The 17,398-nt window shown below is 69.7% G+C and carries 20 protein-coding genes; 9 read left to right on the plus strand and 11 right to left on the minus strand.

What is annotated here, in order from left to right:
• Window positions 1-111 precede the first annotated feature (111 nt).
• Entirely contained in the window at window positions 112-372 is a 261-nt protein-coding gene (locus JO379_RS00650; protein WP_209513267.1) for a hypothetical protein, read from the minus strand.
• A gap of 210 nt (window positions 373-582) precedes the next feature.
• Window positions 583-939, minus strand: coding sequence for a GNAT family N-acetyltransferase (locus JO379_RS00655; RefSeq protein WP_209513268.1), 357 nt, complete (start codon window positions 937-939; stop codon window positions 583-585).
• A gap of 261 nt (window positions 940-1,200) precedes the next feature.
• Here JO379_RS00655 and JO379_RS00660 point away from each other — a divergent pair, with 261 nt between their 5' ends.
• The 5 genes from JO379_RS00660 to JO379_RS00680 all read left to right on the plus strand — a co-directional run bounded on the left by JO379_RS00660 (window position 1,201) and on the right by JO379_RS00680 (window position 3,762).
• Window positions 1,201-1,737, plus strand: a complete 537-nt coding sequence (locus JO379_RS00660; RefSeq protein ID WP_209513269.1) for a hypothetical protein — start codon at window positions 1,201-1,203, stop codon at window positions 1,735-1,737.
• Window positions 1,738-1,757: 20 nt separating this feature from the next.
• Window positions 1,758-2,066 (plus strand): SDR family NAD(P)-dependent oxidoreductase, encoded by a 309-nt coding sequence (locus JO379_RS00665; RefSeq protein ID WP_209513270.1) that lies wholly within the window; start codon window positions 1,758-1,760, stop codon window positions 2,064-2,066.
• A 60-nt stretch (window positions 2,067-2,126) separates the two neighbouring features.
• The gene (locus JO379_RS00670; protein ID WP_209513271.1) at window positions 2,127-2,705 is read left to right on the plus strand and encodes a YdeI/OmpD-associated family protein; all 579 of its coding nucleotides are present in this window, start codon (window positions 2,127-2,129) and stop codon (window positions 2,703-2,705) included.
• 180 nt (window positions 2,706-2,885) lie between these two features.
• The gene (locus JO379_RS00675) at window positions 2,886-3,041 is read left to right on the plus strand and encodes a DUF6131 family protein (RefSeq protein ID WP_209513272.1); all 156 of its coding nucleotides are present in this window, start codon (window positions 2,886-2,888) and stop codon (window positions 3,039-3,041) included.
• Window positions 3,042-3,363: 322 nt separating this feature from the next.
• Entirely contained in the window at window positions 3,364-3,762 is a 399-nt protein-coding gene (locus JO379_RS00680; RefSeq protein ID WP_209513273.1) for an STAS domain-containing protein, read from the plus strand.
• 90 nt (window positions 3,763-3,852) lie between these two features.
• On the opposite strand, the gene JO379_RS00685 is transcribed toward JO379_RS00680, so the two are convergent.
• Window positions 3,853-4,026, minus strand: a complete 174-nt coding sequence (locus JO379_RS00685; protein ID WP_209513274.1) for a CsbD family protein — start codon at window positions 4,024-4,026, stop codon at window positions 3,853-3,855.
• A gap of 369 nt (window positions 4,027-4,395) precedes the next feature.
• On the opposite strand from JO379_RS00685, the gene JO379_RS00690 reads away from it, so the two are divergent.
• The 3 genes from JO379_RS00690 to JO379_RS00700 all read left to right on the plus strand — a co-directional run bounded on the left by JO379_RS00690 (window position 4,396) and on the right by JO379_RS00700 (window position 7,520).
• Window positions 4,396-5,448 carry an alpha/beta hydrolase gene (locus tag JO379_RS00690; protein WP_209518394.1) on the plus strand — a complete coding sequence of 351 codons (1,053 nt, stop codon included), beginning with the start codon at window positions 4,396-4,398 and terminating at the stop codon, window positions 5,446-5,448.
• Window positions 5,449-5,645: 197 nt separating this feature from the next.
• Entirely contained in the window at window positions 5,646-6,677 is a 1,032-nt protein-coding gene (locus JO379_RS00695) for an RICIN domain-containing protein (protein ID WP_209513275.1), read from the plus strand.
• 183 nt (window positions 6,678-6,860) lie between these two features.
• The gene (locus JO379_RS00700; RefSeq protein WP_209513276.1) at window positions 6,861-7,520 is read left to right on the plus strand and encodes an LppU/SCO3897 family protein; all 660 of its coding nucleotides are present in this window, start codon (window positions 6,861-6,863) and stop codon (window positions 7,518-7,520) included.
• Window positions 7,521-7,654: 134 nt separating this feature from the next.
• On the opposite strand, the gene JO379_RS00705 is transcribed toward JO379_RS00700, so the two are convergent.
• The 6 genes from JO379_RS00705 to JO379_RS00730 all read right to left on the minus strand — a co-directional run bounded on the left by JO379_RS00705 (window position 7,655) and on the right by JO379_RS00730 (window position 15,040).
• Window positions 7,655-9,376 (minus strand): acyl-CoA dehydrogenase family protein, encoded by a 1,722-nt coding sequence (locus JO379_RS00705; protein ID WP_209513277.1) that lies wholly within the window; start codon window positions 9,374-9,376, stop codon window positions 7,655-7,657.
• Window positions 9,377-9,434: 58 nt separating this feature from the next.
• Window positions 9,435-9,992 (minus strand): PadR family transcriptional regulator, encoded by a 558-nt coding sequence (locus tag JO379_RS00710; protein ID WP_209513278.1) that lies wholly within the window; start codon window positions 9,990-9,992, stop codon window positions 9,435-9,437.
• Window positions 9,993-10,112: 120 nt separating this feature from the next.
• Window positions 10,113-11,027 (minus strand): LysR family transcriptional regulator, encoded by a 915-nt coding sequence (locus tag JO379_RS00715; protein ID WP_209513279.1) that lies wholly within the window; start codon window positions 11,025-11,027, stop codon window positions 10,113-10,115.
• Window positions 11,024-12,205, minus strand: coding sequence for a glycine C-acetyltransferase (locus JO379_RS00720; RefSeq protein WP_209513280.1), 1,182 nt, complete (start codon window positions 12,203-12,205; stop codon window positions 11,024-11,026). The genes JO379_RS00715 and JO379_RS00720 overlap by 4 nt, the downstream gene beginning before the upstream one ends.
• A gap of 100 nt (window positions 12,206-12,305) precedes the next feature.
• On the minus strand, window positions 12,306-13,334 hold the full coding sequence (gene tdh / locus JO379_RS00725; RefSeq protein ID WP_209513281.1) for an L-threonine 3-dehydrogenase: 1,029 nt from the start codon (window positions 13,332-13,334) through the stop codon (window positions 12,306-12,308).
• Between the two features lie 110 nt (window positions 13,335-13,444).
• Window positions 13,445-15,040, minus strand: coding sequence for an MFS transporter (locus JO379_RS00730; RefSeq protein ID WP_209513282.1), 1,596 nt, complete (start codon window positions 15,038-15,040; stop codon window positions 13,445-13,447).
• Between the two features lie 174 nt (window positions 15,041-15,214).
• Between JO379_RS00730 and JO379_RS00735 the strand changes: the two genes are divergently transcribed.
• On the plus strand, window positions 15,215-15,736 hold the full coding sequence (locus JO379_RS00735) for a MarR family winged helix-turn-helix transcriptional regulator (RefSeq protein WP_209513283.1): 522 nt from the start codon (window positions 15,215-15,217) through the stop codon (window positions 15,734-15,736).
• Window positions 15,737-15,758: 22 nt separating this feature from the next.
• Here the strand turns inward: JO379_RS00735 and JO379_RS00740 are convergent, their stop codons facing one another.
• Together JO379_RS00740 and JO379_RS00745 are read right to left on the minus strand one after the other, a co-directional pair.
• Window positions 15,759-16,427 (minus strand): dioxygenase family protein, encoded by a 669-nt coding sequence (locus tag JO379_RS00740; RefSeq protein WP_209513284.1) that lies wholly within the window; start codon window positions 16,425-16,427, stop codon window positions 15,759-15,761.
• Window positions 16,428-16,472: 45 nt separating this feature from the next.
• Window positions 16,473-17,396, minus strand: a complete 924-nt coding sequence (locus JO379_RS00745; protein WP_209518395.1) for a helix-turn-helix transcriptional regulator — start codon at window positions 17,394-17,396, stop codon at window positions 16,473-16,475.
• Window positions 17,397-17,398 lie beyond the last annotated feature (2 nt).

A 17,398-nucleotide genomic window follows, 5' to 3' on the forward strand; every position in this document is an offset into this window, starting at 1 on the left:
GTGACGCGTTGCTCCGTACGGCTCGCACGCGGCGCCGACCGGTGGGGGCAGGACAACCGGTCAATCATGCCAAACCGTACGCGATCCTGCCATGCCCCCACCCGGCGGCGGCTAGCAGTTCTCACTGATGACGTCCTGGAGCGTCGACAGGGAGCTCTGGTCCTCCTCCAGCTTCTTCCGGAGCTGCTCCACGACCTTCTTGAGAGCCTGGATCTCCTGCTGGTCCGGATTCGCCTGCGCCTCGAGGGCCGCGATCTTGTCCTGGAGCTCACCGATTCGGTCTCGGGTGCGGTCGATTTCCTTCTCCAGGTCCTTCGCGACGCGCTTCATCATCGCGCAGCCTGATTCGTGCGGTGGGGGCAACTCGATCACTCCCTGTCCGATCCTCGCGAGCCGCGACGCGGGCCGTTCCCTGGTCGGTTCGCGGCTCGATCAGTCTTCGGCACGCCCGGACACTCCGCATGCCCGGAGGGCGGCCCGTTCAGCCGTTCGGGGCCCTGGGTGGACCGCCGCAGCTTCCGTCCCACGCACACAGCCGTCTGACGCGCGCTTGCCGAACGTGCGGTGATACCACACCGCGGGCTACTGAACAGTCGGCTCCTGCCGCCGCCTCCGCCAGTCCGGCCGGGTGAGTTCGTACTCGACGTCGCCGTGCTCGGAGCCCTCGATCGCCTCTGGCCGGTCCCCGGTGAAGCTCCGGACGAAGGACAGACCGGCCTTCTCCTCCTCCGCCGCCCAGTAGCCTCGGCCGCCGAGGCAGGGGTACGAGCGGAGGAGCCTCGGGACGGTACGGGACTCGATCGCCTCGCGGTCCGTCGGTCGGCCACCGTTGATGAAGCGCATCACGTCGGGGTCGCCGTCCAGTGCGAGCAGATGGTCGGCGTCGGCCTCGGTGAACGCACGGAGGACGAGCCGGCCGGTTTCCAGGAAGTTGGGCATGCGGGAAATCCTCACCACCGGCGGCCCGGGTCCGCCACCGGATTTACCGGGCCGGCGAGGGGCCCGGCTCCATCATCGCGGCAGCCATCGGCAGGTGACCCGCTGCATGGGTGACCTTGCCCGTGCGGCAGCGCTCCGGAACCGTGGCGCCTGCATAGGGTCGTTCGGGTCGTACCGCCCCGCCGGGACCGTCCGTGCGCTTCGCCGCCACCCGGCCCGCTCATCACATGAGATTCTCGCCGAGACAAGGATATTCACCTCATGGCATCCCTTCTCCGAAGCCACACGCGGCTCGTCGCCTCGAGTCTGCGCACGGGAGTGACCGCTGCCGCGCTGACATGCCTGGCCATCACCGCGACGCCCACCGCTGCCGTGGCCGCACCGGTGCACGACGACTCCTACGCCGACCGGGCTGTAGCCATCTTCAACTTCGTCTGCAGCCCCAAGGACCGCACCAGGACGTGGTACGAGAAGTACTCGGCGATCGAAGACCGCGCTCCCTACGTCCTCAAGGACAACACCAAGACCATCGCCGGTGAGGTACGGCAAAGCCTCTACGGCACGCGCGAGTTCAATCCCGTCACCCGGCGGAAGATGTGCAAGGACCCTGTGGCCCACGCCAAGGCTGTCAACACCGTCACCACCAAGCTCAAGGGAAAGCCCAAGGCCGAGTACTCGGACGCCGCGGGCCTGGAGAAGTTCGCCAAGCAGAAGCTCACCGACTTCGAGAAGCTCAACAACGACGAGGCACAGGGGAAGTTCGGCAACAAGCTCTGGATCATGCCTGACCCGAAGTGAGCCGGCCGAGGCGGTCGCCGGTGCCACACCCCTACACGGGTGAGGCGGTGGCGATCGGTCCGACGTGGCGGCGACCGGTTCCCCCCGGGCGGGTCGCCGCCGTTCCCGGCCCCGGACAGGGGCTGCCCATTCTTCGGAGGAACCCTCATGCCGACGGCAAGCGCATCCTGATCACCGGGGCAGGCTCCGGGTTCGGCCGTAGCGCCTCTCTGCGCCTGGCCGAGCGCGACCACCATGTCATCGCTGCCACCGAGAACCGGCCGCAGATGACCGGCCTCATCGACGAGACGAAGAAGCAACAGGCCGCCGTCCGGGGCCTCCGCCGGTAGCCGAGCCCCGGCTCTGTCCGCGGGGCCGGGGCGCTCCAGGCGGGCGATAGCCTGAAGCGCATGGATGACATCGACGGGGTGGAGGTCATCGCCTTCCTCGACGCCGAGGCGTTCGAGAGCTGGCTGGCCGAGCACTACCCCCGCCACGAGGGTGTGTGGATCAAGGTAGCCAAGAAGAAGTCAGGTATTCCGACGGTCACCGACGACGAGTTGGTCGACATCGGGCTGTGCTACGGCTGGATCTCCGGGCAGCGGCGGTCCTTCGATGAGCAGTACTACCTGCAGAAATACGTGCCCCGTCGGCCCAAAAGCCTGTGGTCACAGGTGAACGTGGACAAGGTCGCGATGCTGACGGCCGAGGGGCGGATGCGCGAACCCGGGCTGGCGGAGGTGCGCAAGGCACAGCAGGACGGGCGCTGGGGCGGCGCCTACGAGTCGCAGAAGACGGCGACGGTACCGCCCGATCTCGCGGCGGCGCTCGATGCGAACCCCGCTGCCAGGAAGACGTTCGAGGCACTCGACAAGACCGGGCGCTATCTGATGATCCTGCCGTTGCTCCAGGCTCGCACCCCGAGGACCAGGAAGATCCGGCTCGAGAAGGCACTAAAGGCACTGGCGACGGGTGAAGGAGCGGGATAGCCCGATCATGTCCGCGTTCGGAGGTCTCCGGGGGCACACCAGTCCCCGCTCGCCAGGATCAGATCCTTTCGTCTCCTTGTCGCTCATCTGAGCGCGCTCCCCCGAAAGTATCCGTTGCGATGGGACCCGACGCGGCACATAGTGGAACTGAGCCTGCACCTCGCGAGATCGGAGGACACCGTGATCGTCCTCGGAGTCATCCTGCTCATCATCGGCTTCCTGACCGGCCTCTCCATCCTGTGGACCATCGGGATCGTTCTGCTCGTCATCGGGGCAGTCCTGTGGATCCTCGGCGCGGTCGGACATGCCGTCGGCGGGCGGCGGCACTATTGGTGAAGGACCACTGTCTGCCGACCGGAGGGCGCTGACGCGCAACCTCCGGTGGCCTCACCTCCGCTTGCCGCAACACGATGCGATTCGGTCACCAGTCGAGTAGCGAAGCCTCGCCGCAGCGCACCTCGGTGAGCTCGGCGCAGGCTTCGCGTCTCGGTCGGCGGCGGACAGGCGCCGTGCGCATGGTGGCGGGAAGCGATCTGCTCCCTAACCGAAAATTAATCCCCGACCCGTAATATATCTACCTTGAGTGAGGTAGATTTTAGTGCGTCGCGGGGAGGCTTTGACGTGCGCCGCGACCGCGTCGAACGAGGAGGCAGGAGCGGTGAACACCAGGCTGGTGATCCTCCCCGCGAGCCGGGAGCAGGAGGGGGAAGCCGTGCTCCGGCTGACGGGTGAGCTCGACCTGGACAGTGAGGCGGTCCTGGCCGCCGCCATGACCGAGGTGCTGGACGGCGGGCGCCGTTGGATCGTTCTGGACTGTTCTCAGCTCGCGTTCTGCGATTCGCGCGGAATGAACGCCCTCCTCGGCGCCCAGCAGCGCGCCCGGGCAGCCGGCGGCGGGATCGCCCTGGCGGCGGTGGGTGGTCACGTGCGGCACGTACTCGCCCTGACCGGCGTGGACCAGGTCATCACCACCGCGGCCTCGGTGGACGCGTGCTTCGGCCTCCTCTCCCCCTCACCAGCCGGCACCACACCGGAGCAGCCGGACGCCCCCGCCTGACGGCATGGGGAGGGGCTGCCCCGCTGTCTCATGGCAGCGGGGCCCAGCCATGACGGCTGGGCCCCGCCTATTCCCGCGGAGAGCGATGCCTCAGTCCTTGAAGGCGTCCTTGGCCTTTTCCTTGGCCTCGCGCAGATCACCCTTGGACTTCTCGGTCCGGCCTTCGGCGGTCTTGCTCTCATTGCCGACCGCACGGCCCGCCTCCTTCTTGACCGTGCCCTTGACCTGCTCGCCCTTGGCCTTGGCCTTTTCTCCGGCGCTCATGATGCGATCACTCCCTTCTCATCGCCCCCGTTGCTGCCATCCTCCGGCTGCCCTCGCGTCGTGTGTGCAAACACCCCAACGCGCGAGCGGTGTCCGACGGGCGCGAGGGAGGAGCGAGAAGGCGGCGCCCGGGACCCTTGCGTGTGAGGACGACAGGACCAGCCGACCGTTAAAGGTATTGGGAGTGATCTTGTAGAAAATTAGTCCGGACCTGGCTACCGTGCACGCCATGGCAATCCACAACACCACAGAGGCCCTGCGCACATCGCGGTTACCCCGGACGCCCGGGGCCGTCGGCTGGAGAGCGTCGTGAGATCCCGGCTCCCGGGTGTGAAGGCGGCCGTCATCGCGGTGGCAGCCGCCGTTCTCATGCTGGGGGCGCCTTCCGTGCGTGCCGAGGCCGCGTCGGGGCCGCCGAAGATGTCGGACGGTTTCGGTCTGACGCAGACCGGCGGTGCCACCGGCTCGGCCACCAACTTCGTGGTCACGGTGAACACGCTTCAGGTCGCCGGAGCGCACCGGATCCGGATCCTGCTGCCCCGTGACTACACGGCGAATCCGGACAAGCGGTATCCGGTGCTGTACTTCCTGCACGGCGCGTCCGACGACCCGGGCAACCCGAACCTGGCCTACCCCGCCCTGGCCGCGGCCCAGTCGATGATCACGGTCATCCCGGACGGGGGCCTGCGGGGCTGGTACAGCAACTGGCTCGACCAGGGCACCGCCGCCGGTGCGCAGAACTGGGAGAGCTTCCACATCAACCAGGTCATCCCGTTCATCGACGCGAACCTGCGCACCCTCGCGACGAAGAAGGGGCGGGCCGTCGCCGGCCTGTCGATGGGCGGCTTCGGTGCCCTGCACTACGCCCAGCGCCATCCCGGCCTCTTCAGCCAGGTCGCCTCGCTCTCCGGCGCCAATGAGTTCTCGCGCAACCACGCCGTCATGCGGGCCGCCGTCGTCGCCACGCTGACCAACATCGGTGCCCCGCTGTGCGGTACCTCCAGCCCCACCTGCTCGCTCAATTTCGGCCCCACCGTCTCCAGCGACGCGGTCTTCGGCACCCCGTACCCGGTGTTCAACTTCGACTGGCGCTGGAACGAGGCGGACCCGGTCGCGCACATGGACGTCCTGGCCCGGGCCGGCACGGGCGTCACGATCTACACCGGCAACGGCGGCGGCAACCCCGCCGAGCCCGAGTTCTGGGTCCAGTCCGCCTCCCAGCACGCCAAGGAACGCCTGGACGCCCTCAACCACCCCGCGCACTACGTGGACTACGGCAACGGCTCCGGCTGGGGCGAGAACTGCAACGGCGGCCACAACTACGGCTGCTGGGCACAGGACCTCGTGGACTACGTCCCGCGACTCGAAGCAGCATTCGCGTCGCAGGAGCCGGCGCACGCTCCCGCTGCCCCGCGCGGATGAGACATCGGGCGGCAGGCCGCCCGGTCGGCCCCTGACGCCCGGATGACCCCGGCGCACCCGATCCCACCCTCCGCGCAGAGCGGCCAGGGCCGTTCCGCGCTGCGCACATTCCTGTCGACACAGACACCGTCCCGAACAGTAAGGAATGCCCTGTGACACCCACCCCGCTTCCAAGACCCTCGGTTCCCTGCCTGCGAGTGATAGCCGCCGTCCTGGCGACCTGCTGCGTCGCTCTGGGGCTCATGCTGTCCCCGGCCACGACGGCCAAGGCCCACGCGGCGGAGAACTGCGCTTCCCCGCTCCAGTGTGTGACCTTCACGTCCCAGAGCAATGGCCGCACGCTCGACGTGCAGAACGGCTCGACCGGTGACGGGGCCATCATCGTCACCAACTCAGCGCCCGGCTACCACCAGACCTGGCGTCTGAGTGTCGATTCGTCCGACTCGTCCTTCAACATTGTGAACAACACGACGGGCAAGTGCATCGACCTCAGCTGGCCGGCCCTGCGCCAGCAGACCTGCAAGGGCCAGCAGAGCCAGAAGTGGTACTTCCAGCCGGTCGCGGGGGCCGACAAGGCTTTCATGATCCGTAACCAGAGCGACAACTCGTGCATCGATCTCATCGCCAGCGCCAATTACAACGACGCCTGGACCGGCAAGTCCAACTGCCACGGCGCGGCGAACCAGCGGTGGACCACCACCACGGAGGCCCAGAACCTGGCCGTGGACCACGCCGCCAAGCAGTGCCAGAAGGACACGTCCAGTTGCACTTGGGCAGTGAAGCGCACGGCCGCCGCGGCTCCTCTGCCGAAGGTCTGCGTGTCGTCGGTCTGGTACAACAACACCAGCGAGCCCATCGCCCAGGGTTTCTCGGTGACCGACATGACCGGCTGGAGCAACACGATCGGGACCCACATGTCGACGGCGCTCCACGCCGGGTCCATGCCGGGAGTGATGGCGGTCGTCAGCTCGCAACTGGACCTCATTCAGGTCTGGCAGGGCTCCAAGACCGTCAACAACACGGTCACGGTCTCCGTACCCCCCAAGCAGTACGGCTGGGTGACCCTGTCGGTGCTGGCGAAGAAGGTGACCGGCACCTGGACGTTCGACGCGCACGGGCTCCCCTGGACGGCTGAGGACACCATCACCGTCCCCCTCAAGGACGACCCCACCGGCGGCGCCACCATGTACGTCGCGAACACCAGCCCGACCTTCACCTCCTGCTCCTGACCGCTCGGTCCTGTTGCCCGGCCGGGGCTGGGCAACAGGCGGCTTTCCGAAGACAATTCGGGGAGTTCACCGAGATGGCCGCGCCTGCGTGCGCCATCCCCGAGCCCCCCAAGGGAGTGACCGGTGCCGACAGAAGTCCCTTTATGGCTGACCCCGAACGAAGCGGCCTCTGGCGTCATCAGAGTGGTCGACCTTCCGACAGGCTCGGTCAACCTGCGCATTCCACCTGTTCGGGACAACAGCCTCATCAAGGTCTCCACCGCTACGGGCGAGACGACCTTCATCCGTATCCGTGTCACCGACGCGCAGCCGCAGCCGGGACGGGCCTTGACCGGCAACCCTCTGGCCAGGCCCTTGTTCATCCTGGTGGCGCTCGGCGTGATGTTGGCCGTCGCCGTCCTGCTGACCCGCCAGGGCGATTCCTCACCGTCGGCATCGGGCCCGGGCACCGGCGCCACGGCCCCGACCTCCAGCGGCACGGGCGTCGACACGGGCCACCCGGGTTCCGCTACCGACGACACCGGCACCGGCCGTACCGCCCCCGGCCCGGCCCTCACGTCCGCGCCTGCCGCCCCCAGCCCGTACCGCGCCGGCACCTGCCTGGACGGAACCATCCCCGACTCGACGACCCCGGTGAGCGTGAGCGACGTCGACGTGGTCGCCTGCTCGTCCGCCGACGCCCACTACCGGGTGATCCAGACCTTCCACGGGACGACCGACATGAGCCGGTGCCGCAGCAACTCCGACACCCAGTACTCCTTCTCCTCCGAGAGGACACTGAACGGGCGGACCATCAGTTCGGTGGTCTACTGCCTGGTCGGCCTCGGCTCCTACGCACGGTGAGGTCCGCCTCTCCCCCGGTCCGCGCCGGGTGACCGTGTCCGTCCGCCGTGGACCGCGGGAAGTACGGCTTCCCGCGGCCCGCGACGGCTACCGGCTCGACCAGGCCGGACGGCCTGGTCACCGCGGTCCTACGGCTACGGCTTCATCTCGTACGCCCCGGACAGAGCCTCCACACGCTCCCAGACGCGCGCCGAGCGGGCGTCGTCGACGACCGGGCGCCGGACGGCGCCGAGGGCCCAGCGCTGCTGGTCCTCGGTGGCGGAGTCCTTGCCGTGCAGCTCGACGGCGTGCGAGGAGAAGTCGCGGACGAGGACGGCGAACAGCTCGTCGAGCACGTCCTCGTCCAGGCCGGTCAGCCCCGCCTGTTCCAGGATGAGCTGGCCGTGGACGACCAGGGCGAACAGCTGGCCGACGGCGAGGAGGAGGTCGAGGTCACGGCTCTGCTCCTCGTCGGGGGCGGCGGTGGTGACGAACGCGCACAGCGCGTCCGCCTGTTCCCGGAAGCGGCGGACGTTGGGCACCTCGGCGTACGCGTCGTAGGCGGTGCGCCAGTCGTGGAAGCGGATGGCGCCCAGGCCACGGGCCGGGCCCTGCCGGAAGAGGAAGTCGTCGTCGGCAGCGTCCAGGCGGGTCGGCACCGGGGCGTACTCGGCCGGGTTCAGCAGGTGGTTGCCCATGAACTTGAGGATCAGCGCGAGGTTGACGTGGACCGTGCCCTCCAGCTTGGGCAGCCCGCGGATCTCGGTGGCGGCCTGGGCGAAGTAGGTGTCCTTCTCGAAGCCCTTGGCCGCGATGACGTCCCACATCAGGTCGATGACCTTCTCGCCCTCCGTGGTCACCTTCATCTTCGTCATGGGGTTGAAGAGGAGGTAGCGGCGGTCGTCGGGGCCGGCCGAGCGGAAGTAGTCGACGGCGCGGTCGCTGAACAGCTTCATTCCGACGAGACGGACGTAGGCGTCGGTCAGCTCGCGGCGCACGTGCGGGAAGGCGGTGACGGGGCGGCCGTAGAGAACGCGGTTGTGCGCGTGGGTGACGGCCTCGTACATCGCGTGCTCGCAGATGCCGATCGAGGCGGTGCAGAGGTTGAACTTGCCGACGTTGACGGTGTTGAGGGCGGCGTCGAAGGCGGCACGGCCGGTGTGCAGCACGTCCTCGGCTGCGACCGGGTAGTTCTCGAGGCGGAACTCGCTGACGTACTTGGAGGAGTCGACGACGTTCTTGACGAGGTGGTACGCCTCGTGGCGGCTGTCGGCGGCGAAGAAGACATAGCCGTCGGGGCCCTCGACGTCGGTGCGGCGGCCGAAGACGGAGACGAGCCCGGCGGCGTTGCCGTTGCCGATGTAGTACTTGGAGCCGCTGGCAAGGAAGCCGCCGTCGCCGTCGGGCTCCAGCAGCATGTCGGTGGAGTAGATGTCGGCGCCGTGGGACTTCTCGGACAGTCCGAAGGCGAACACCTCCCCCTGGGTGAGGAGCTCCGCGGCGCGGGCCCGGGCGGCGGCGTTGTCGCTCTGCCAGACCGGGCCGAGACCCAGGATGGTGACCTGCCAGGCGTACCAGTAGTCGAGCCCGTAGAAGCCGAAGATCTCGTTGAGGGCGGCTATGCGGGCGGTGTCCCAGCGCTTGTCCTCGTGTCCGTCGGCGGCGGAGGCCGGGGTGAGGAAGGTGGCGAACAGCCCTTCCTTGGCGGAGAAGGCGAGGAAGTCCGCGAGCCAAGCACGGGAGCGGTAGTCCTCGATCAGCCGGCGCTTGCCGCGCTCCTCGAACCAGTCCACGGTGGCGCGCAGCAGCCTGCGGGTCTCGGGGTCGAAGTGCGCGGGGTCGTAGGTGCGCGGGTTGAACAGAAGCGGGTCAGCCATGGGTGATCGCCTTTCCTGCTGGGCAGTTGACGGATGACGAGGTCGGGTAGGAGAGGGTTCAGCGCTCGGGGCGGAGCCGGTGGAGGGTGGCGAGGACGTCGTCGAGCCAGACGAGCATCATCCGTTCGTAGGCGATGCCGCCGCGCAGCACGGCGTGCTGCAGTTCCTGACCGGCGTCGGGTGTCCGGGGGGCCTCGGGTCCGGTGAAGTCGCGCAGCTCCCCCGCGAGGTAGTGCGCGAGCCGGTCGGTGTGCTCCCGGTGGTGCCGCTCGACCTCGTGGATCAGCGCGGCCGGGTCGTCGAAGGCCGCGCCGCGGATCTTCACGGCGAGGTCGTGCCGGACGCTCTCGGGTTCGATCGGCTCGTGAAGCCATGCGGAGAGGGCGGTCCGGCCGGCGGGGGCGACGGAGTACTCCTTCTTGTCCGGACGGCCCTGCTGCGGCACCTCGCGGACGTCGATCCAGCCGTCGCCCTCCATGCGCTTGAGGACGCGGTAGATCTGCTGGTGGGTGGCGGTCCAGAAGTAGCCGATGGACCGCTCGAAGCGCCGGGCCAGCTCATAGCCGGAGCCCGGCTTCTCCAGCAGGGAGACGAGGATCGCGTGCTCGAGCGCCATAGCCCGGATCTTCCTATGCAACTCGTTGCATAGACAAGACCGCCTGGATGAGACGCGGCTCACCCACCGCCGGGCTGGAGCCACGGCCCGCCCGGGGAGATGTCCTCCCGGGGTGTGTCGTCAGTCGATGGAGAGTCCGGCCGCCGATGCTGCCAGCGCGTCCAGCACCGGTCTGATCAGCGGATGGTGTTCGGCCCCCCGGCGTACGGCGGCGAACACCCGGCGGGTCGCCGCCGGGCCCGTCACAGGGCGGACCACGGTGTCCTTGAGCTCCATGCCGCGCAGCGCGGAGCGCGGCACGAGCGCCACCCCGGCCCCTGCTCCCGCCAGTGCCACGACGGCACGGAAGTCGTCCGAGGAGTGCACGAGACGTGGCTGGAACCCCGCGAGCTCACAGGCGAGCAGCATCACGTCGTGACAGGGGTTGCCGGGGTAGGGGCCGATCCAGTCGCTGTCCGCCAGCTCGGCGAGCGCGACATACGCGCCCTGCCCGAGGGGGTGCGAGGTGTGCAGAACGGCATCGAACGGCTCCGCGTAGAGCGGTACGCGCGCCAGGCGCCGGTCGTCCTCGCCCGGCGAGCCCCGGTACTCGACGGCCAGCACGACGTCGGCTTCCCCGTCGAGCACCAGCCGCAGGCTCTCCTCGCCCTCGGCGTCCCGCACCCGTATCCGCAGGCCGGGGTGGCGGTCGGCGAGCCGGCCGATGGCCGGGGCCAGTACCTCCGCGATACCCGTCGCGAAGGCCACCACCCGCACCTCGCCGGCCGTCCCGCCCGCGTACGCCGCGAGCTCGGCCTCGGCGCGCTCCAGCTGGACGAGTACGGCGTTGGCATGGGCGAGCAGGATGTCGCCGGCGGCGGTCAGCCGTACGCCCCTGCCGCTGCGGGTCAGCAGGGTATGGCCGGTCTCCTGCTCCAGGGCGGCGAGCTGCTGGGAGACGGCGGAGGGGGTCAGATACAACGCCGCGGCCGCGGCGGTCACCGTCCGGTGGTCCGCCACGGCTCGCAGTATGCGCAGCCTTCGGGGGTCGATCACCCAGCCATTGTCGCGCGGGCGTCGACGAACGCCGCCACGGCCCGCTCCACGTCGGCGGTGGAGTGTGCGGCGGAGAGCTGGACACGGATCCGGGCCGCGCCCATGGGGACGACGGGGTAGGAGAAGCCGATCACGTACACACCGCGCTCGAGCAGCAGCTCGGCCATCCGGCCGGCCTCGGCCGCGTCGCCGATCATCACGGGGGCGATGGCGTGGTCGCCGGGCAGGATCTCGAATCCCGCCTCCGTCATCCTCGTGCGGAACAGCTCGGTGTTGGCGTTGAGGCGCTCGCGCAGCTCACCGGCCGACTCCAGCAGGTCGAGGACCTTGATCGACGCGGCGGCGATCACCGGGGCGAGGGAGTTGGAGAAGAGGTACGGGCGCGAGCGCTGGCGCAGCAGCTCGACGATCTCGGCCCGGGCCGCGACATAGCCGCCGGAGGCGCCGCCGAGCGCCTTGCCGAGGGTGCCGGTGATGATGTCGACGCGGTCCATGACGCCGTGCAGCTCGGGGGTGCCGCGGCCACCGGGGCCGACGAAGCCGACGGCGTGCGAGTCGTCGACCATGACCATGGCGTCGTACCGGTCGGCCAGGTCGCAGATCTCGGCGAGCGGGGCGACGTACCCGTCCATCGAGAAGACGCCGTCGGTGACGATGAGCCGGCGGCGGGCGTCCTGGGTGTCCTTGAGCTGCTGCTCCAGGTCCGCGAGGTCACGGTTGGCGTAGCGGTGCCGGCGGGCCTTGGACAGGCGGATGCCGTCGATGATCGAAGCATGGTTGAGGGCGTCGGAGATGACCGCGTCCTCGGGGCCGAGGAGCGTCTCGAAGACGCCGCCGTTGGCGTCGAAGCAGGAGGAGTAGAGGATCGTGTCCTCCTGGCCCAGGAAGGCGGAGAGCCGCTGCTCCAGCTCCTTGTGGATCTCCTGGGTGCCGCAGATGAAGCGCACGGAGGCCATGCCGTAGCCCCAGCGGTCGAGCGCGTCCTTGGCGGCGGCGACCACGTCGGGGTGGTCGGCGAGGCCGAGGTAGTTGTTGGCGCAGAAGTTGAGCACGTCGCCCGACGCGACGGCGACGGAGGAGCTCTGCGAGGTGCCGATGACGCGCTCGGGCTTGTAGAGACCGGCGGTGCGGATCTCGTCAAGGGTGGTGCGGAGGTCGTCGCGGACGGATGCGTACATGCGGGGATTCTCTCCTGGCGGTGGTTCTGCGGGACCGGGGGGCCGGGGCGCGGCCCGGTTCGGGAGGACGGAGCGGGGCGGGACGGGGCCCGTCGGTGGCTCAGGTCGTCCAGTCGAGGATGATCTTGCCGCTGCGGGCGGTGGCGGCCTCGTCGAAGGCCTCGTCGAAGTCCTGGTAGCCGTACTTGCCAGTGATCACGGGGCTGAGGTCGAGCCCGCCCTCCAGCAGGACGGTCATGGCGTACCACGTCTCGTACATCTCACGGCCGTAGATGCCCTTGACCGTGATCATCGAGGTGACGATCTTCGACCAGTCGACCGCGAACTCCTCGGCGGGCAGGCCGAGCATGGCGATCCGGCCGCCGTGCGTCATGTTCGCGACCATGTCCCGCATGGCCTCGGGGCGGCCCGACATCTCCAGGCCGATGTCGAAGCCCTCCTTGAGGCCCAACTGCCGCTGCGCGTCGGCGATGTCCGACTCGGCGACGTTGAGCGCCAGGGTCGCGCCGACCTTGCGGGCGATGGCAAGGCGGGACTCGCTGACATCGGTGATCACGACATTGCGCGCGCCGGCGTGCCGGGCGACGGCCGCCGCCATGATGCCGATCGGGCCCGCGCCGGTGATCAGTACGTCCTCTCCGACGAGCGGGAAGGAGAGCGCGGTGTGCACGGCGTTGCCGAACGGATCGAAGATCGCGGCCACGTCCAGGTCCACCTTGGTGCGGTGCACCCAGACGTTGGACGCGGGCAGGGCCACGTACTCGGCGAAGGCGCCGTTGCGGCCGACGCCGAGTCCGACGGTGGAGCGGCACAGGTGGCGACGGCCGGCCAGACAGTTGCGGCACTTCCCGCACACCAGGTGGCCCTCGCCGCTCACCAGGTCGCCGACCGCGATGTCCGCCACGTCCGCGCCGACGGCCGCGACCTCCCCCACGAACTCGTGACCGAGCACGAGCGGGGTGGTGACGGCCTGCTGCGCCCAGCCGTCCCAGGACCGGATGTGCAGGTCCGTGCCGCAGATGCCGGTGCGGAGCACCTTGATCAGCACATCGCCCGGGCCGGTCTCCGGCTCGGGTACGTCCATCAGCCACAGCCCGGGCTCGGCGTGCTGCTTGACAAGTGCCTTCATGGCTGTGGCTCCAGGCGTGGTGAAAGGGCCGACGACGAACGCGTACCAATCTGACGGGCCGGAGGGGCGCCGTCCATCGAGGATTTCTTAACCGGGTCAACAGCGGAGCTTCACGCGCGCGGGGTCGGCTCCCGGCGTGAGGACTCGCGCTCGCCGGTGGCGGTGGTCGCGGCCCTCGGGGCGATGGAGACGGTGGCCACGAGAGCCAGCGCCAGCAGTCCCGCGCAGACGTAGGCGGAGACCGCCAGCCCGGTGGTCATCGCCTCGCGTGCGGCGTCGGCGACCGCCGCGGTCCGCGGATCGGCCGAGAGCGAGGGGATCGCCGATCCGGCGCTCTCCGTCACGACCGTGCCGAGCCGCTCGGCGTCCTGACCCGGGAGGCCGGAGCGGGTGAGGCGGTCGTGCAGGGTGGTGGCGAGTGTGCTGAAGAACAGGGTGGTGAGTACGGCGATGCCGAGGGCGGATCCCAGCTCGCGGGCCGCGCTCTGCACGCCCGATCCCTGTCCGGCGCTCGGGGCGGGAACGTCCGCGAGGACGACGTTGGTGACCTGCGCGGTGGCGAACCCGACGCCGACGCCGTAGACGAACAACGCGAGCGCGATCAGCCACCAGGCGCTGTCGGTGGCGGCGATCAGCCCCAGCAGCACCAGGCCCGCGACCTCCAGGAGCAGCCCGGTCTGTACGTGGACGAGCGGCGGGGCGGGCATCGAGAAGCTCGCCCCGCTGGCACAGAAACTGCCCGCGGCGAGGGCGACGAGCGCGAGCCCCGCCTGGAACACGCTGTAGTCCAGCGCGAACTGCAACCACAGCGGCAGCACGGCGATGATGCCGAACTCTCCGATGCCGACGACCAGCGTCACGACGTTGCCGTTACGGAACGAGGGGATCGAGAACAGCCGGACGTCCATCAGCGGCTCACCGCCCGTGCGGCCGAGTGCCGTCTGCCGGCGCCAGAAGGCGAACAGGGCCAGAGCCGACACGAGGAAGGCGACGAGGACCGGCGAGGGGCCGCCGCTCCACGACAGAGCGCCGACGGTCAGCGGCTCGGTGGTGGCGAGCCAGCCGTAGGTGCGTCCTTCGATCAGCGCGAACGCGAGCAGGCCGAGCCCGATCGTCGACAGGGCACCGCCGAGAACATCGATACGCCCCCGGGTGCGGGGCGACGGGGGCAGGTGGAACAGCACGCCCGCGGTGATCAGTGCCACGAGGGGGAGGTTGACGCCGAAGGCCCAGCGCCAGGAGAAGTCCGCGAGCCAGCCGCCCAACAGCGGGCCGACGGCCGCCGCGGCGCCGATCGTCGATCCCCAGACCGCGAAGGCCTGCCCACGGGCCTTGCCGGTGAACGACGCGTTCACCAGGGCCAATGACGTCGGAAGGATCATGGCGCCGCCGATGCCCTGCAGAAACCGGGCCAGGATCAGCAGGCCGGCGTTCGGCGCGAGGGCGGCCGTCACGCTGGTCGCGCCGAACACGCCGATGCCGATGAGGAAGATCTTTCGGGCGCCGTGGAGGTCGGACAGGCGCCCGGTGAGCAGGAGCAGCGCGGCGAAGACGATCGCGTAGGACTCCTGGATCCATTGGGCCTCGACCGCGCCGATCGAGAGGTCCTCGATGATCGGGGCGAGGATCACATTGACGATGGTGATGTCCACGACGATGAGGGCCACGCCCAGAGATACGGCGATGAGGCCTAACCACCGGCTCATGAGAGGGGATTGTGCTGTGCCGTCCACGATGACTCCACCCTGCGATGCCTTTACGGCAAAGGTAGTTAGCTTTGCCGTAAAGCTAATTCGGGCAGGGTAAGTTGTCAACGGAGCGGTGGATCACATCACCCGCGCGTGCAAGTCACCCGCGCGGACCGGAAAGGGAGCACGCGCATGGAGAATCCGGAGTCCGGCGACCTCGAGGCGCGGCGCGACCGCCTCATGGAGGGGCTGCGGGCGTTCGGCGCCAACTACACGGAGTTCACCCAGCGCTTCGCGACCTGGCTGGGGCTGCACTCCACCGACGCCGCGGCACTGGCCGAGATCCTGTACGCCGAGGACAAGGGCTCCCCCCTGTCGCCCGCCCGGCTGGGCGAGCGCGTTTCCCTCTCGTCCGGTGCGACGACGATCCTGCTGAACCGCCTCGAACGGGCAGGGCACATCGTCCGCACCCGCGAGCACACCGACCGCAGGATCGTCACCCTGCGCAGCAGCTCCGACATCAGGCCGCGGGCCGTGGAGTTCTTCGGGCCCTACGCCGAGCGCATGGCCGCGGAGATGGCGCGGTACACCCCCGAGCAGCTCCAGGGGTTCGAGGACTTCATCGGCCACCTCCGCGGGACCATGGACGCGCTGCTGGCGAACGAGTACCGGGAGTGCCGCCCGGGCAGCCGCCCTTCGTCAGAGACCGCCTGACGCGTCGGGACGCCCGGTCGGCCTACCGGCCGGGGCCGCCGGAGTCGACGACGAAGTCGAAGGTCGCCTGCTTCGCCGGTCCCGCCTGGCGGACGTTCATCAGCAGGGCGGCGTTGAAGAGCGGGTCGGTGTGATTGCGGGGCTCGCCGGGGAAGTAGAGTTGCGTGGTGAGCACGGGCCGGCCGGGCGCCTGCACCTTGACGTGGAGATGACGGGTACGCCCCGGGTAGAGCCCCGGAACGATCGTCGTCAGCGTGAAGGCGCCGCGCGCGTCGGTGTATTGGTGCCCGCGCAGCCTGAATCCCCGGTTGTCGTACGCGCCCGCGTCGTCCGCCTGCCAGAAGTCCAGCAGCGCGTGGGCGACCGGCCGGCAGGTGAGCCCGAAGACATAGCCGGTGACCGTGAGCCGGGTGCCCCGTGTCCCGGGCTCCAGCAGGGAGAGGCGCTCGGGTGAGCGTGGCTTGAAGTAGGGCCCCTCGGTCTGCGGCGGCGTGGGATCGTCCCCGTCGTCGCAGAACGGCGTCGGCGCCAGAGGCACGTCCGAAGGCCGGTGGTCACGGGCGAGGGCCACGCCGCCACCGAGCAGCGCGGGCACGGATACGGCGACGAGGGTCGCCTTGAGCAGGGTCTTACGACTGACCGGCCGACGCTCGGCCGCCGTGTCGTGGGTGGGGGTGTGCTCGTCCGCCATGGTCTGCCTCCAGGGGCTCCAGGGGTGAGTGCCTCACTCACGAAGCTAGGGCGGCGGACCGTGCGGATCGATGGACTCCGTTCGGTGAACGTGGTGATTCCCGTCCGCCGTGCGGCGGAATTCCCCGGGGCTCACCCCGGCCTCGCGTCGGAAGAAGCGGCAGAAGTACGCGGGGTCGGAGAACCCCACCCGCCGGGCGACCTGGCCGACTCCGAGGTCGGAGCCGGTCAGCAGCCGCTTCGCCTCCAGCGTCCTGGCGGCGCGGACCAGCTCGCCGGGGGTCCGGCCCGTGGTCCGTTTGACGGCCTCGTTCAGATAGCCGACCGAGACCCCGAGCCGCGCGGCGTACGCTCCGACCGACCACTCGGCGGCCCCGGCGGTCTCGGTGAGCAGCAGGCCGAACTGCCGGGAGACGCCCGCGGCCCGGCCCGTGGCCGCGTCGGGCCGCGGGGCGGCGCCGGGCAGGCGCAGTGCGTGGACCAGCAGGATGTGCAGATACGCCGCGAGCACGGAGGCGCAGCCGTCGGCCCGGTCGGTGAACTCCCGCTCCATCGCCCGGATCAACGCACCCAGACCCGCGGCGTCGCTGCCGCCCGCGCCGGGAGGCAGGTGCAGCCATGACCGTTCGCCGAGGGCGCGCAGGAGCTGCCGGTCGGCGGGGCGGGCCAGCAGAAAGTCGTCGGTGAACAGCATCAGCACACCCCGCAGACCGGAGACCCGGTCCCAGTAGTGCACCTGCCCGGGCAGCAGAACGCACAGGTGCGGAGGGCGCAGCGGCCGGCGGACGAGGTCGATGACGTGGCCGCCCGACCCCGCCGTCACGTAGACGATCTCGTAGAAGGAGTGCCGGTGCGGATATCCCGCGCGGGAGTCGGGGCCGAAGGTGTCGAAGGAGCCGATGGTGAAGGGCGGGGCCTGCGGTGGTGGGAGCGCCAGCCGGTGCAGGGGCACGGGGTCGGCAGGTGGCATTC

The organism is Streptomyces syringium (assembly GCF_017876625.1).
Classification (GTDB): domain Bacteria; phylum Actinomycetota; class Actinomycetes; order Streptomycetales; family Streptomycetaceae; genus Streptomyces; species Streptomyces syringius.